Source organism: Dysgonomonas sp. UBA7710 (assembly GCF_002482385.1).
In the GTDB taxonomy this organism is placed as follows: domain Bacteria; phylum Bacteroidota; class Bacteroidia; order Bacteroidales; family Dysgonomonadaceae; genus Dysgonomonas.
In genome coordinates, this window is record NZ_DLFW01000043.1 from 35,411 (window position 1) to 50,548 (window position 15,138).

The 15,138-nt window shown below is 43.3% G+C and carries 11 protein-coding genes; 5 read left to right on the plus strand and 6 right to left on the minus strand.

The features are described from left to right. Window positions 1-4 precede the first annotated feature (4 nt). The 5 genes from B3317_RS13745 to cbiD are packed head-to-tail and all read left to right on the plus strand — an operon-like array spanning window position 5 to window position 5,703. On the plus strand, window positions 5-709 hold the full coding sequence (locus tag B3317_RS13745) for a precorrin-2 C(20)-methyltransferase (protein WP_291112568.1): 705 nt from the start codon (window positions 5-7) through the stop codon (window positions 707-709). Window positions 710-715: 6 nt separating this feature from the next. Further along, window positions 716-1,846 (plus strand): ABC transporter substrate-binding protein, encoded by a 1,131-nt coding sequence (locus B3317_RS13750; protein WP_291112570.1) that lies wholly within the window; start codon window positions 716-718, stop codon window positions 1,844-1,846. Then, window positions 1,846-2,880 (plus strand): iron ABC transporter permease, encoded by a 1,035-nt coding sequence (locus B3317_RS13755; protein WP_291112571.1) that lies wholly within the window; start codon window positions 1,846-1,848, stop codon window positions 2,878-2,880. Before B3317_RS13750 ends, B3317_RS13755 begins: the two co-directional genes overlap by 1 nt. A 4-nt stretch (window positions 2,881-2,884) precedes the next feature. Then, a complete protein-coding gene (locus tag B3317_RS13760) occupies window positions 2,885-3,883 on the plus strand; it encodes an ABC transporter ATP-binding protein (RefSeq protein ID WP_291112572.1) in 999 nt (332 codons plus the stop codon). After that, the gene (gene cbiD, locus B3317_RS13765; protein WP_291112573.1) at window positions 3,880-5,703 is read left to right on the plus strand and encodes a cobalt-precorrin-5B (C(1))-methyltransferase CbiD; all 1,824 of its coding nucleotides are present in this window, start codon (window positions 3,880-3,882) and stop codon (window positions 5,701-5,703) included. The genes B3317_RS13760 and cbiD overlap by 4 nt, the downstream gene beginning before the upstream one ends. On the opposite strand, the gene cobM is transcribed toward cbiD, so the two are convergent. The 6 genes from cobM to B3317_RS13795 form a co-directional block, all read right to left on the minus strand. After that, window positions 5,693-7,510: a precorrin-4 C(11)-methyltransferase gene (gene cobM / locus B3317_RS13770; RefSeq protein WP_291112575.1), complete on the minus strand. Its 1,818-nt coding sequence runs from the start codon at window positions 7,508-7,510 to the stop codon at window positions 5,693-5,695. The two genes, cbiD and cobM, sit on opposite strands and share 11 nt — an antisense overlap. Before the next feature lie 126 nt (window positions 7,511-7,636). Then, window positions 7,637-8,824: a precorrin-6y C5,15-methyltransferase (decarboxylating) subunit CbiE gene (cbiE, locus tag B3317_RS13775; protein ID WP_291112577.1), complete on the minus strand. Its 1,188-nt coding sequence runs from the start codon at window positions 8,822-8,824 to the stop codon at window positions 7,637-7,639. 75 nt (window positions 8,825-8,899) lie between these two features. After that, a complete protein-coding gene (cobJ, locus tag B3317_RS13780) occupies window positions 8,900-10,309 on the minus strand; it encodes a precorrin-3B C(17)-methyltransferase (RefSeq protein ID WP_291112579.1) in 1,410 nt (469 codons plus the stop codon). Next, on the minus strand, window positions 10,300-11,802 hold the full coding sequence (locus B3317_RS13785) for a PepSY domain-containing protein (RefSeq protein WP_291112581.1): 1,503 nt from the start codon (window positions 11,800-11,802) through the stop codon (window positions 10,300-10,302). Before B3317_RS13785 ends, cobJ begins: the two co-directional genes overlap by 10 nt. Window positions 11,803-11,809: 7 nt before the next feature. After that, window positions 11,810-14,179, minus strand: a complete 2,370-nt coding sequence (locus tag B3317_RS13790; protein WP_291112583.1) for a TonB-dependent receptor — start codon at window positions 14,177-14,179, stop codon at window positions 11,810-11,812. A gap of 17 nt (window positions 14,180-14,196) precedes the next feature. After that, window positions 14,197-15,129 carry a sirohydrochlorin cobaltochelatase gene (locus B3317_RS13795; RefSeq protein ID WP_291112585.1) on the minus strand — a complete coding sequence of 311 codons (933 nt, stop codon included), beginning with the start codon at window positions 15,127-15,129 and terminating at the stop codon, window positions 14,197-14,199. Between the last annotated feature and the right edge of the window lie 9 nt (window positions 15,130-15,138).

Below are 15,138 nucleotides of genomic sequence, written 5' to 3' on the forward strand. Positions count from 1 at the left end.
AAAGATGTTTGATTCTGTTATGTTCGTATCTCTCGGTCCCGGAGACCCGGAACTGATAACCTTGAAAGGTTTGAAAGCCCTGCAAAAAGCAGATTTAATATTTTGTCCGTCAACCGCCCTTCCCGGAGGAAAAAGTTCCTCACGGGCAAAGGATGTCTTATTGCAATTGGGCATCGGCGAATCAAAGCTGAACATATTCAATGTACCTATGAACAAAGACCGTTCACTGGCCATTGAGAGTTATAAGGCAGTGGCGGAAGAAATATCGGATAAGTATAAAACCGGGCATAAAATAGCTGTTACAGCCGAAGGCGATGCCGGATTCTACTCTACCATCTATTACATAAGCGAATATCTTACACAGGAGAATATACCGGTCAGCCGCATCGCAGGCGTGCCTGCGTTTATAGCCTGTGGCACTCTGGCCAACATTCATATTGTGAAACAAGAGGAAGAACTCGAAGTTATTCCGGGTATCATAACATTAAACAGCCTGAAAGAAAAGATCAAAACCGGCAAAACCGTTGTACTGATGAAGGCTTCCCAGTGCGAACAGGTAATAAAGGAAGCATTAGAAAATATTCAGGACATCACTTTCCACTATTTTGAAAATGCAGGAATCTCCGGCAAAGAAGTCTATACTCAGAATAGGGAAGAAATACTCAATCGTAAATTCCCTTACTTTTCACTAATTATAATCCGCAAATAAACAAATATGAAAATCCTTACCCGTTCAATAATCCTGCTTGCTTTTGGCTGCTTCATAGCATGCAACCCGAATAAGAAAGACAGCAACAATATTTCCGGCTCGCACGATACTTTAAATATCAAATATGCAAAAGGCTTTACCGTATCCGAACATGGAAATTACAAACTGGTGGATATACACGATCCTTCCGGCGAAAGCGATACCAAATATCAATATGCTTTATTGAAAAGAGGGGAAGATAAAACCGGCATACCTGCCGGATACCAGATTATAGAAGTCCCCGTAAGAAGCGTGGTATGTATGACCACCCTGCAAATTTCCAATTTTATCAAATTAAACGCTGTAGACAAAATAGCGGGGATAACCAGCACCCATTTCCTGTTTAATCCTCAGCTAAACGAACAATTAAAAACCGGGAAAACAAGCAAAATCGGTATCGAAGGCGAGTTTGACAACGAAGTGGTTATGGCTCTCGATCCCGACATTATCCTTGTTTCGCCCTTCAAGCGTGGAGGTTATGATGCTATCCGCAATCTGGATATTCCTTTAATCAGCTTTTTAGGATATAAAGAATCGTCTCCTCTGGGGCAGGCCGAATGGATAAAATTTACAGGGCTTTTATTGGGAATGGAAGAACAGGCCGGTAAACAATTCGATGAAATAGAAGAAAAATATAATAAACTGAAATCACTGGCCGGACCGGTGGCGCATAAGCCGGCGGTGCTTAGCGGAGAACTGCATTCGGGCAATTGGTATGTCGTAGGAGGAAACAGTTATCTGGCGCAACTCTTCCGCGATGCGGGAGCATCCTATTTTATGAAAAACGATGATGAATCGGGCGGATTTTATGTGGATTTCGAAACTGTATATTCTCAGGGCGCGAATGCCGAATACTGGCGTATGGTAAACAGCCACAACGGAACATTCAGCTATGAAGCGCTGAAACAAAGCGACGCACGTTACGCCGACTTCAAAGCATACAAAGACAAAAAGCTTATCTATTGCAATCTCAGGGAAAAGCCCTTCTATGAAAATACGCCTGTAGAACCGGAAGTTGTACTGGCCGACCTGATAAAGATATTCCACCCCGAGCTGTTACCCGAACACACACCTGTATATTATGAACTATTGAAATAATGAAACGTCATATATTTTTACTTATACTTATCTTTGTTTCTATCCTGCTGTTTTTCATACTCAACCTTGTATTGGGAACTATCTCCATACCCGTAGGTTCTATCTGGAATATATTATCCGGAACAGGAGATGAACCGCTGATATGGCAGAATATAATCTGGAAATCCCGTTTTCCCCAGACACTGACGGCTTTGGTTGCGGGAGCAGGCTTATCCATAAGCGGGTTGCAGATGCAGACCGTATTCCGTAATCCCCTGGCCGGTCCCTCCGAACTGGGTATCAGTTCGGGAGCAAGCCTTGGTGTAGCTTTCATTATCCTTCTGTCGGGAAGCATTGCCGGAACGGCATTGAGTACTTTAGGCTTTTTCGGGGAAGTGGCTGTATCTGTGGCGGCTATTGCCGGGGCTATGGCTGTGATGGCAATCATAATAGCCATTTCGCAACGGATAAGGGGAAATGTCATACTCCTTATCATCGGAGTCATGATAGGCTATATAGCGACCGCCATTATCGGCGTCCTTAAATTTTTCAGCAACGATGAAGATGTCAGGGCATATGTAATATGGGGACTGGGCAGTTTCGCGAAAGTATCGGGTAATCAGGTCTATACTTTTGTCCTCATAATGGCCGTACTTATCCCGCTTTCATTCCTGCTTATCAAGACACTGAACCTTATGCTGCTCGGCGATGGTTATGCCCGTAATTTAGGGCTGAATATAAAACGTGCCCGCCTGTATGTAATCTGCTGTTCGTGTGTCATCACAGCTATTATCACAGCTTATTGCGGGCCTATCGTCTTTCTGGGACTGGCCGTACCTCATCTGTGCCGTACAATATTTGTCTCGTCCGACCACCGGATACTGATGCCTGCCGTCACACTCACAGGGGCATCCCTTGCCCTGCTGTGCAACCTTATAGCACGCATGCCGGGATTTGAAGGGGCATTACCTATCAACTCGGTGACGGCACTCATAGGTGCGCCGATAGTTATATCGGTATTATTCGGAAAACGTAAGAATGAGATAACGGAATAGAAAGATGAAACAAAAGACAATCGATATACAGCATCTTTCGATAGGATATTCTTCAAAAAAGAATATCATCACTGTCGCCGAAAGTATAACTTCATCCATTTTCAGCGGGGAACTTACCTGCTTGCTCGGAGCCAACGGGATAGGCAAGTCTACTTTGCTGCGGACGCTTTCGGCTTTCCAGCCCAAATTGTCGGGCAGTATCTATATACGCGGAAAGGAAATAAAAGAATATAGCGAAAAGGAATTTGCTACCCTCGCCAGTGTAGTCCTGACCGAAAAGTTTGATATAAAAAACATGAGCACCCGCGAACTTATCGGCTTGGGACGCAGCCCATATACAGGATTCTGGGGAAAACTGAATAAAGAAGATAGAGAGATCGTAGATAAGGCCATCGCGATGGTGAAAATAGAAAATCTGGCGCACAGGATGGTTCATACACTGAGTGACGGGGAACGGCAGAAAGTGATGATTGCGAAAGCGCTGGCGCAGGAAACACCGATAATCCTTCTGGATGAGCCTACTGCTTTTCTCGATTTCCCGAGCAAAGTAGAAATCATGCAATTGCTGCACCAACTATCCCGCAAGACGAATAAAACTATTTTCCTTTCCACTCACGATTTGGAACTGGCGCTCCAGATAGCTGATAAAATATGGCTGATGGACAAGCAGAGCGGAATAAAGACAGGGACACCCGAAGATCTGTCCCTGGATGGCAGTCTGAGTAGTTTCTTTGCCAGAAAAGGGATTATTTTCGACCAGGACACCGGACTGTTTAGAATAGAAAATGAATCCGACAGACAGATAAAACTACTTGGGCACGGACAAAAATATACAATGGTCAGAAAAGCGCTGCAACGGAATGGAATACTGGCTTCGCGGCAGTTTAACACCGATTCTTACATTGATATTACAGATAACGGGATAAAAATTTGTATACCGGAGCAACCGGACTTATTAATTTCCAGCATTGAAGAATTACTGGACAATATACATCGGCTATGATACTTATATTCGGAGGAACAACAGAAGGACGCAAAGCCCTATCGGTGTGCGATGGAGCGGCCAAACCATATTATTATTCCACGAAAGGCGATTTGCAGAAAGTGGAGAGTGTGTATGCTATTCTTCTCTCCGGAGGCCTCGATGAAGAGTCTATGATTACATGCTGTAAGGAGAATAACATTAAGCTTATTATAGACGCAGCGCATCCCTTTGCCGGGAACCTGCACGGGAATATAGCTTCCGCGTCCGCAAAATTGGAAATACCCGTAGTCAGGTATGAACGCAGTTATCCGGAACATACGGACGATTTGCTCTGGTTCGATTCTTACAACGATGCAATCCATTATCTCGAAAGTAATAAGATAGATAACCTGCTTGCGCTGACAGGAGTAAATACGATAGCAAAACTTAAACCGTACTGGAAACGTCACAACTGCTGGTTCAGAATTCTGGACAGGGAAGAATCCCGCACTATTGCACAGGCAAACAATTTTCCATATGACAAAATATTATATTACAGACAGGGAGAGGATGAAACTCCCTTATTCGAAAGAATAAAGCCACAGGCAATTATAACAAAAGAAAGTGGCGACTCCGGTGGATTTAACGAAAAAGCGGATGCTGCCCGCAAACTGAATATACCCTTTTTAGTCGTCAAACGGCCCCCTCTATCCCCTTCTTTCATTTCCGTTTATGGCGAAAACGGACTACGCAAAGAAATTGAAAAATATGCACCCGGATTCTTCGATTTAAGGACAGGATATACTACAGGAACATGTGCCACTGCTGCTGCTAAAGCGGCGCTCACAACCCTGCTCACCAATGAGATACAGGAAGAAATCGGCCTGACACTGCCAAACGGCGAATGGATACGCATTCCTATTGCTACCACACGGTTTTCAGAAAATACAGTCAGTTGTTCAGTCATAAAAGATTCCGGAGATGACCCGGACATTACCAACGGATGCGAAATAGTATCTACGGTACAACTCTGCGATACTCATAAAGGCGTCCGTTTTTTACAGGGAAAAGGTGTGGGTACAGTAACACTTCCCGGACTGGATATAGAAATTGGTGAACCGGCCATCAACAAGACGCCCCGTATGATGATAAAGCGGGAAATCTTCAAAGTCTTGCGCCATAATCAGGACAAATTGCCGGACGGGGATTCAAAGACAGGTGTAGATGTCACTATCTCCGTTACCAACGGAGAAGAAATCGCACTGAAAACATTCAATCCCAAACTGGGTATCACAGGCGGAATATCTATTATCGGCACTTCGGGAATAGTGAAACCCTTTTCTTCGGAAGCATTCATCAACTCCATCCGCCGCGAAATGCAGGTAGCCAAAGCCCTGGGATGCGAGCGGGTAGTGATTAACTCGGGAGCAAAGAGCGAACGTTTCGTGAAACAAAGATATCCTAATCTGCCTGCACAGGCATTTATCCATTACGGGAATTTCATCGGCGAAACAATAAAGATAGCGTCTGACCTCGGTTTCAAAAGCCTGACGTTGGGTATTATGCTCGGGAAGGCCGTGAAACTTGCCGAAGGCTCACTGGATACACACAGTAAAAAAACGGTGATGAACAAAGAGTTCCTTACCGGCTTAGCTTACGAAAGTAATTGCTCCGAAAGAACAATTGCAGCGATACAGGAAATGACTCTAGCCCGGCAGTTATGGGATATTATTACTACCCAAGAGGAAGTTTTTTTTACACTTCTTATCAAACGATGTTATGATACGTGCGTTCCGCTTTTACCAAACGGAAAGCTGACAATTATGCTCATAGACGAAGATGGGAATATTATCCTCTGAACAGATGCTTGAACTGGTGAGAATATAATTTCGACAATCCTTCCCTGTTTCCGATCGCGTCACCTACTACAATCATGGTAGTCAGCGTCAGGTTATTTTCTTTGACAATCTTAGCCAGATCCTTTAACTGCCCACGGTATATTTTCTCATCTTTCCATGTGAGCTTATAACAGGCTGCTACCGGGGTTTCGGGCGGGTAATGTTCCATCAGTTCCTTTTGTACCTGCTCTACGACAGTTGCACTCAGGAAGATACACATCGTGCTTTGTGAGCGCGCCAGTAAATGAAGCTTTTCTTTTTCCGGCATCGGAGTCCTCCCCTCCCCTCTTGTCAGTATGATAGTCTGCACCTTTTCGGGTATCGTAAACTGTGATTCCAAAGCAGCTGCAGCAGCCAGAAATGACGATATGCCCGGAGTGATATGATAAGACATATTATATTTATCGAAAAAAGCCATCTGCTCCTGAATAGCCCCGTAAATACACGGGTCACCCGTGTGCAAACGTACTACCAGCTTACCCTTATCGTAAAACTCTTTCATCAAATCAAATTGCTCTTCCAGATCCATCGAAGCGGAACTACGCACAACCGCTCCTTGTTTTGCACAATAAGTAAGCTCCACCGGAACAAGGCTTCCTGCATATAAAATCAGATCGGCGGCTTCAAGAAAATAACGGCCTTTCACCGAAATCAAATCCGGGTCACCCGGCCCCGCGCCTACTATCTCGATATGTCCTTGCCGGACTGCCATACGTCCGACGGCAATAGCAAAAGTAAAATCATTGCCCTGACTCAGTACTCCTTTCTGTTTTTCCAATATAAGAGGTCCTCCGTCAGAACTTTTAATGGCTGTGGACTCGGAAACTCCGGCAACTGTTGTTACTTCTTTCACCTTATCCGATGGATTAGGTACTTCTATGTCTTTCAGTTCCTCTGCGTTATATATACGTACCGGGATATTCCCGAGATACGATTGTAACTCACGAAGCAGAGGCTCATCCTTTTTAATATCTATAGTCGAAATACTGCTTATGGAAGCGATAGCAATATGCTTTTGCAACAGAGTATCCGCAATATATCCGCTTATACCCTCAGGATTACAGTCTTTGCGGCATCCGATACCCAGATGCAGTACTTTCGGATGATAGCTGATAACAGCTATGCCCGCATCAGGATAAAGGTATGGAGAAACTGTTATCAGCAATTCATATTCCCGTAAATCAATGTCTTCATACTTGTAATATATCTTCACATGCCCGGGAACTGTACGCTCCATAAATTCAGTTCCTTCGTCCACAATATCGAGCAATAGCGCGGTGGGCTTTCTGTTTACATAAGCCGTAAGCGGTTCATTGAAATTATCTGCGTTGGAAGTCGTTACCCAATTATATTTTTCACCGATTGTATCCAGCGCCCAAAGGTTGGTATTATCGCTTTGGGTAGTGATAACCGCTTCAGCGCCTGTAATGTTGGCGATCCTCTTTGTCAGTTCGTTAGCACCTCCCACATGTCCCGAAAGCACGGACACCGCATAGCGCCCGGTACTGTCCACATTTACAATGGCAGGGTCGGTATGCTTGTCTTTGATATAAGGGGCGATGCTACGGACGCAAATACCCATAGCCCCTATAAATATGATTGCCTCCGATTGGCCGAATAAGTCTTTTACACAGTCGTTTATAGAAGAAATCCGATCCGTTCCTTTTAAGCCGGCTTTTGTGTATATATTAGTTTCACCTAATTCTGTCCTGATGGTTTCAGCTAAAGGAAGGCTAGTTTCAGATGTTAGTATTATAGCGTATTTCATATGTTTTCAGTTACGAGTTACTTCGCCCTATGGGCAGTTACAAGTTACAAGATGCTTGCGCAATTATTAATTTCACTCTTAATTTTTAATTTCATATACCATCTCTGTAAGTCCCCCTCGGGGGATTTAGGGGGCTTGTGCTTTCATCACTTCAATAGCATTAAAATCATCCACAGCAACAGTGATGCTTTCCTTTATTACCAAATCATTATCCTTTGCCGCTGCCAAAAATATTTCTTTGCTTTCGGCTGATACAGAATTGAATACTATTGTTCCTCCCGGGACTAATACCGAAAATACCTTCGACATTATATCCTTCATGCGTCCGCCATGCCCGCCGATAAAAACAGCATCGGGACGGGGAAAGTCAGAAATATCCGTTTCCACAAAATCACCTATGATGGTATTTATGCCCGGCGTACCGAATTTCCGGGAGTTATTTTCCATAAGTTCTTGTCCTTCTTCCCGTTTTTCGAAAGAGAAAACATCTAAATGAGGAAACTGCATCTTAGCTTCAATAGATACCGAACCTGTACAGAAACCGATATCCCAGAATACCGACTTACTTCTCAAATCCAGCAAACTCAGTGAAAGCAGGCGCACCGGCATTTTTGTTATCATCTTAGCCCTGCCATTCAGCAAATCGAACTCGCTTTCAGGGATGCCGAAAGGGCGTGGACGTTCATATGTCTTTTGCAAAATAAGATTATTGGGAAACGAGAATGTTTTTCCCGTAACATCGGATAATTCCAATGCAGTTACATTCTCCTTTTCTTTATTCCCCAACAATTCACCTATATACATCTTGTAATTATCATACCCATAATACAGCATTCGTTCGGCGATAGCCGCAGGTGTATGTTCCTTATTGTCGGTAAGCACCCCTATCTTATTATATCCGCAGATTAACGCCTCATCGAAACGAAGCCACGGGCGTCCGGTAAGCGAAACGATATGCATATCGTGATATGGCATCAACAGGCGGTGAGCCAGTAGTTGCAAGGAATTGAAGTATGGATACAACAGTATTTCAGCCTCCGGTAACTCCCGCCGAATGGTGTTGGCAAAACCATAAAAAAGAGGATCGCCCGAAGCAAACACCACGATTTCGTCATAAGTCCGGTATTGCCCAAAAATCTTGTTTAGGGGAACAGTTATCTCTATCCACGAATAATCTTCCGGAAGGAAAGGCCTCACTATTTCGTGATGGCGTATTCCACCCGAAAAAACAGTATGCGAGTTAATCACATCTGTTATTTCAGGAGAGAAATGTTGAGACTGGTTATCGTCAATACCTATAACATAGAATTTCATTCGTCATATTTTCTAATTAATGTATTATCTATTACCCTATTTGCAAGTCCCCCTCCGGAGGATTAGGGGATCAAGTTAAACATCCCTGCCCGGTTTCAATTGCTCCGCATCATCGAAGGTAAGAATGGAATTAACCAGTGTCGCCGCCAGATTACTTCCACCTTTTCGTCCTTCAACGATCAGTTTCGGCACATCTTTAAAGGGTTTGGTCATATGCTTGGATTCCCGGACATTTACGAAACCGACCGGAGCAGCGATAATACCTGCCGGATGCGTTTTCTTCTTGCGTATGAGTTCGCACAATTCCATCAATGCCGTAGGGGCATTACCAAACACATACAAGGCATCGGGATGTTCTTCCGCCGCCAGACGGATACCTGCCTGAGTACGGGTAATCTCCTTATCTTTTGCCAGTTGCGCAACACGCTCATCATGCAGATAACATTTCACCTCAACGCCAAGACGCTCCAATGCCCCTTTGCGAATACCCGAGGCAACCATAGTCACATCCGTAACAATCGTTTTTACCCTTCCCGATATAAATTGATTATGGAGTTTCTCAACAGCTCCTTCATCCGTATATAGTATATTCTCCATATCGAAATCGGCAGTCGTATGTATCGCATGCAGCAAAGCCCATTTCTTATCCAAAGGAATATCCTTCTTTTTCAGTTCGCTTTCTATGGTTCTGAAACTGCGGATCATTATATCCTGCCCGATACCGACATCATCTGTTTTAGACTCCCGATAATATCCTCTCGGTGTTACAATGTTCTGATTGTCGAAAATATAAGACTGGGAATTCCCGATAATAATTATGGTAAACATATCTATTTCCTCGGGGTCCAACTCCCCTAAAGTGGTTACGACCACCTCCTGCTCCTCCCGTCCCGCCTGACGTACATAGCCGACCGGGGTTTCGGGTGATCGTTCCTGGAGAAAAATTTCTATCAACCTGTATAGTTGCCAGTAACGGCCATTGCTCCTCGGATTATAAACTGCCGTTACAAAATCGGCGGAGGCCGCGGCTATAATGCGCTTTTCTATCCTGTCCCACGGTGTCATCAGATCGGATAAGGAAATAATACAGAAATCGTGTCCGACTGGTGCACCAAGTAGAGCCGCTGCCTTTTGGAAAGCACTGATACCCGGCAAGACATCGACGGCTATATCGCTTTGCTTTTCCTTTTTCATTTCGTACACCAGAGGAGCCATTCCGTAAATTCCGGAATCGCCCGAACTGATAACACAAACGGTACGCCCTTCTTCGGCATGGCGGAAAGCTTCTTCTGCCCGTTCCCGTTCTTTCTTCATTCCCGTGTCGATACAAAGCGTCCCGGGACGGAGAATATCTTCTACAAACCGGAAATAATATTTATAACCTACAACTACGTCCGATATCTTCAGCGCATCCAGTACGGCAGGAGTAATATCCTCCCGCGAACCCGGGCCTATCCCCGCAACAATAATTCTTCCTACTGACATATATTCGTATTGTTTTTTTTCTTTGAACAAATATACTTTTTTAATCTCTTTATTTTCCTCTTTATATACCTGAATCCTAACCACACTCCCGTCAGGGAAACCAATGTTCCGCCAATCATAGTTGTCCACATCACTATGTTCCAAAGGACAGGGCGTTCTGCCAGAAATTTAAATTTAAAACTATGTAAAGCCTGATAAGACCAGCGTCTTACTTTGGTATTATTATTAAAATAACGTGTATTCCCATTCTTCGGGTTAATGTAATATGTACTGTTGTCGGCATCTTCGACCTGTACTTTATATACAGGGAGAGGCAGGTGATCTGTCAATCCTACATAATAGTTGTCGTATTCGTCCATTAAGGATATAACCGCCGGTTCTTTATGAAGCAATGAGATACGGCTCTTAATAGCTGCTTCGTCCAGCTGCATGGCAAGCACAGATGTACCGGAAGCATCGATTGTATGCAAACGGTCATCTATTACAGCCTTGTATATTGGCTTTTGGCCGAAAGAACTCCATTCTATGGATTTTATCTGGCCGTGATATTTCTCATAAAGACGCCTGTAATCCAAGGTATAAGTACCGGACTCTATTTTTTGTTTTGAATACAGCCTTTTCTCAGCCGATAGATCATGTACTTTTACCATCCATCCGGGCACTTTGGCCAGAGACATCATGCCGCTGAAAACGAAGGTAAAAACAAATATACCAAACATGAAGCCCAATATATGATGCCATTTATATGCAAACTTCCGATAAGGGCTCTTCATCTTTTTCTTCCGGCGATATTCTTTTATATACGAACGGATGCCCAGTATCAGCCCGGCAATACACATAACGGAACCTATTCCCGAAAGCCATATGACAACATCCATCCATTGCTGCGAATTCTGACGGAGCGATGTAAAATATACCCAATGGGGTATCGCGCCCAGCCATGCCCAGAAGCGGCTGTCTTTGTCTGTAAACTGCAAGGCGTCTCCCGATACGGACGAAACATATAACTGCGACTTCCCTTCATCTCCGAAGTAGAATTTATAGATAGGAAAATCTTTTCGTAAGGGCCCGAAAGGAATCCATTGCTCCAATTCCCGCAAAGTATCTACCCTGACAATTTCCGCCTGACACCAACGTTGGGCATAGGCTTTAATTTCCTGATAATCCGGCGGGGTTTTCAATTCCATGTCCGGACTTGCGGGAATCCGGTAAATACTATCGGATGTTTTTACTTCAAAAAAAGGAGTTCCGGCATAGGATTTCAGCGAAAGTGCGGATATTTCCTCATCCTTCGGGATATTATTAGCCAGTATGGAATCAAGGGCCGGCATATCTCCCTGCAATGGATACATATGCTTGTTTTTATCCCGCTCGGTCGCTTTTGGAAATGTATGGTATATCATTACAAATCCGGACAGGAACCAAACGAGGAACAGGATACTGAGGATTGTCCCCAGTATCCTGTGAATAGAATATAGTATATTTTTCAACATATCCGGATTACAGACTGTATGCCAGAGTAAACAGGTAGTTGCGAGGCATGCTCGGCACCATCTGTGTACCTAAAGACTGATTATAATATTTCTCATCAAATACATTATTGACATTCGCCCTTAGCTGTATTCCATTTTTCAGCTTATATGAAACACCCAGGTCGGTCAGCCAATATGCGGGATATACGACACCTTTATCGACTGTTCTGTATACATTATCCGTGTATGACACTGTCAGATTGAAACCCAGATTGCTGAACACCCCTTTAGATATCCGGTAGTTCCCCGCCGCAAAAAATGTATTTTTAGGAATTCCAGCCAGACGCATTCCTTTTTGCACCTCTTCTTCCAAGTATTCATTCTTCTTTATATCGCGGATAGTAGCATCGGTATAGCCATAACCGAAAGACAGGGCTGCATTGTCTACAGGAGTAAGGGTCAGTTCCAACTCAAAGCCTTTCGATTCCGATGATCCGACAACTCCTACTACACTTTTTGTTACTCCGTCTTCGACCACTCCTGTCTTCAATGTTTTCTTCTCATTGTTTTTGCGGATATAGAATGCGCTTGCTGTCGCCTGTAAGATGTTACGGAGAGAATATCTCACACCGATTTCCCCCTGATATCCCGTCTGGGGTTTGAATGCCTGATCTCCGTCTTTGGGTTCGAATCTGTTACCATCAGCATTGATATAGATAATGTTAGAACTTACTATATCCCGGTACGGCATAAAGAAATTGGCAAAAGATCCATATACAGAAAGATTTGTAGCAGGTAAATAAACTGCGCCAAGCCTGTATGTAAATGCGGAAGTTGTAGTTTTGTCGAATTCAGGTTGATCTGAATATTTCCGTTCTTTAGATATTGGATTTATTGTGGCTGTAGCTGTTTTAAACAAAAAATGATCGAAACGGCCGGAAACCATGACTTTAAACTGATTCGAGAGTTCCAGTAAGTTCTGTAGATAAACACCATTTGTAATATTACGTGTCGCGGTTCCCGCGCTAAAATGAGGGTCCATATATCCCATACTGTGGGGATTATAAACAGGAACTTTAGAGTTCAAACCGGGTCCGTCAATTAAATCGGAAAGTTGATAAGTTTTGTTTGTTTGAGGATTTGTACCGCCATAACCACGATAAGTATTGCGATGAAAATAAACAAAATTGTATCCTCCCAAATAATTATATTTCATACCGTTGTCAAACTCAATTTTCCCCGATGCCTCAAGCTGTTCGTTTATCACATGCACTGTATAAGCAAAACGTAATGGATATGTGAGCTGTACCGTATCAAGTTGAATATAGACTGTAGAGTCACGTAATCCGTCTTTACTCTTTCTTATATAATGATGATCGTATATAGGCTTATCCTCTCCACTTTCACGATATGTCAAAGTTTCGGTACTGAAGTAGTCTATATTATCGTAATTATAGGCCAATCTGTTTTCAATCTTCAATGATTCCGATACCTTATTACTGTAGCGGACAGAAATATTCGAGCCGTTATTTATCATAAAATCTGATTCATTGTTGTACCTCCACCGCCTGTTGAGGCCGGGAAGCATATCCCCTTTCGACAAATATTTACTACCATCAGCATTATAAACATCATTCGCCATAAACTGGGGCAGGCCAATCTCCGTTCCATACCAGTCACGGTTAAAACCGGCCCGTATATCCAGTTCCTGCTTAGCATCCAATTGTCCGCCCAAAGCGAAATAGCCGGAGAAACGTTTGTCGTTGGTATATCTGTAACCTTCGTTATCCGACCAGTTAACGACAGCCCTGTAATTGAACGGTCCGAAAAATTTTCCTCCAAAATCAATCATAGCCCTCTTATTATCCCATGACCCGTAACTCATCAGGGCATTCAATGTATTCTTTGATGTCGGCGCTTTTCTAATTACGTTAAGAACACCGCCAACTGTAGAATGGCCGTACAGAACAGAAGCCGGACCTTTGAGCAATTCGATAGACTCTACCGAAGACAAATCGGGTAAAGGTGCTGAATTGGTAATCGAAGTACGTTCGTCTCTCACCCCATCTATCATTATCGGCGTAAAATCGAATCCCCGAACTTCAAATTGCTGATATGCACCATAGGTAGTACGCATACGGGTGTTAGGCAAGAACTTTACAGCATCCTGTATATTCACAATACCCCTCATATCCAAGGTATTTGCCGACACTGTGGTTACAGAAAGCGGCAAATATTGGAGAGGTACATTGAGTTTGCCTACTTCGTTCTTTTTCAGGTTAGTACCCACAACTTCTACTTCCCGGATAGAGAAGATCGTGTCTGTCATCTTTTTATTTTGGGCAAATACATTGCCTATCATCATGGTACCGATGATTATATATAGATATTTTTTCATTTGTTTTTTGTTTTTTATTAATGTGAATGCATTACTTCCCCTGTAACTTCATAAATGGCTTTTTTCTTCATTATCCCTATTTTACGGTGACCGGTTTTAAATTTGAGATGGGAAATGTACAAGTCCTGTATCGCTGGATTTTCCCCCAAGCCTTTCAACTGTAGTTCTACTGTGAATCCTTCTTCTTCCAAATCATTCTTCCAGTCTTCGGCAATATCATTTTTTGCATGTTCACCAGCCACAAACATAAAAGGAGTCAGCACAACTTTCTTGAGACCCGAAGCTTTCAGCTGCGCCAGCATGTCTTCGAAAGCGGGATACCCTTCTATCGTACCTACAAAATGATTTTTATGACCCTTTGCTTTCAGCATATAATCAAGCATTGCATATTGGGCCGTAGTTGCATCGTATGTTCCATGTCCTACCCAGACATAAGCTATCTTACTGTCAGTATCGTCTGTCAGTATTTCTGTCACCTTGTCATAATCTTCAGGGGTGTAAAGCAAGGGATTACCTACACGTATATCTTTAAATAAAGACTCCATTTCGTTCACATTCTTCTCCAGTGACTCCATTTCCACTCCATCGATAATCGTAGATGCCTGTATCAAAACATGAGTATATCCATCTGAATGTAATTGTTTCAATGCCTCTAACGGATTCTGTTTGTTTATGCCCCGTTCGCCTAAGCGTTTGATAATTATGCGCGAAGTATAAGCTTCACGCAGTTCCACTTCAGGAAATTCTTTCCTCAGTTTATCATTCATTGCATCTATGGTAAGCTCACGGGTATCGGCATGTGTAGTTCCAAAATGTACCATCAGAATAGCAGCCTTATCCCCCGGCTTCATCGTCTTGAAAAAATCGGAATGCTCATAATTTCCACCACCATGAGCAAGAATCGGTAATACTGTAATATATAATAGTATAGTTGCTAAAATATTTTTCATATATCCTAA

Excerpts from the sequence above, each read along its gene's own strand:
- B3317_RS13745 (WP_291112568.1), top strand. The coding sequence starts at position 5 with ATGTTTGATTCTGTTATGTTCGTATCTCTCGGTCCCGGAGACCCGGAA.
- B3317_RS13750 (WP_291112570.1), top strand. The coding sequence starts at position 716 with ATGAAAATCCTTACCCGTTCAATAATCCTGCTTGCTTTTGGCTGCTTC.
- B3317_RS13755 (WP_291112571.1), top strand. The coding sequence starts at position 1,846 with ATGAAACGTCATATATTTTTACTTATACTTATCTTTGTTTCTATCCTG.
- B3317_RS13760 (WP_291112572.1), top strand. The coding sequence starts at position 2,885 with ATGAAACAAAAGACAATCGATATACAGCATCTTTCGATAGGATATTCT.
- cbiD (WP_291112573.1), top strand. The coding sequence starts at position 3,880 with ATGATACTTATATTCGGAGGAACAACAGAAGGACGCAAAGCCCTATCG.
- cobM (WP_291112575.1), bottom strand. The coding sequence starts at position 7,510 with ATGAAATACGCTATAATACTAACATCTGAAACTAGCCTTCCTTTAGCT.
- cbiE (WP_291112577.1), bottom strand. The coding sequence starts at position 8,824 with ATGAAATTCTATGTTATAGGTATTGACGATAACCAGTCTCAACATTTC.
- cobJ (WP_291112579.1), bottom strand. The coding sequence starts at position 10,309 with ATGTCAGTAGGAAGAATTATTGTTGCGGGGATAGGCCCGGGTTCGCGG.
- B3317_RS13785 (WP_291112581.1), bottom strand. The coding sequence starts at position 11,802 with ATGTTGAAAAATATACTATATTCTATTCACAGGATACTGGGGACAATC.
- B3317_RS13790 (WP_291112583.1), bottom strand. The coding sequence starts at position 14,179 with ATGAAAAAATATCTATATATAATCATCGGTACCATGATGATAGGCAAT.
- B3317_RS13795 (WP_291112585.1), bottom strand. The coding sequence starts at position 15,129 with ATGAAAAATATTTTAGCAACTATACTATTATATATTACAGTATTACCG.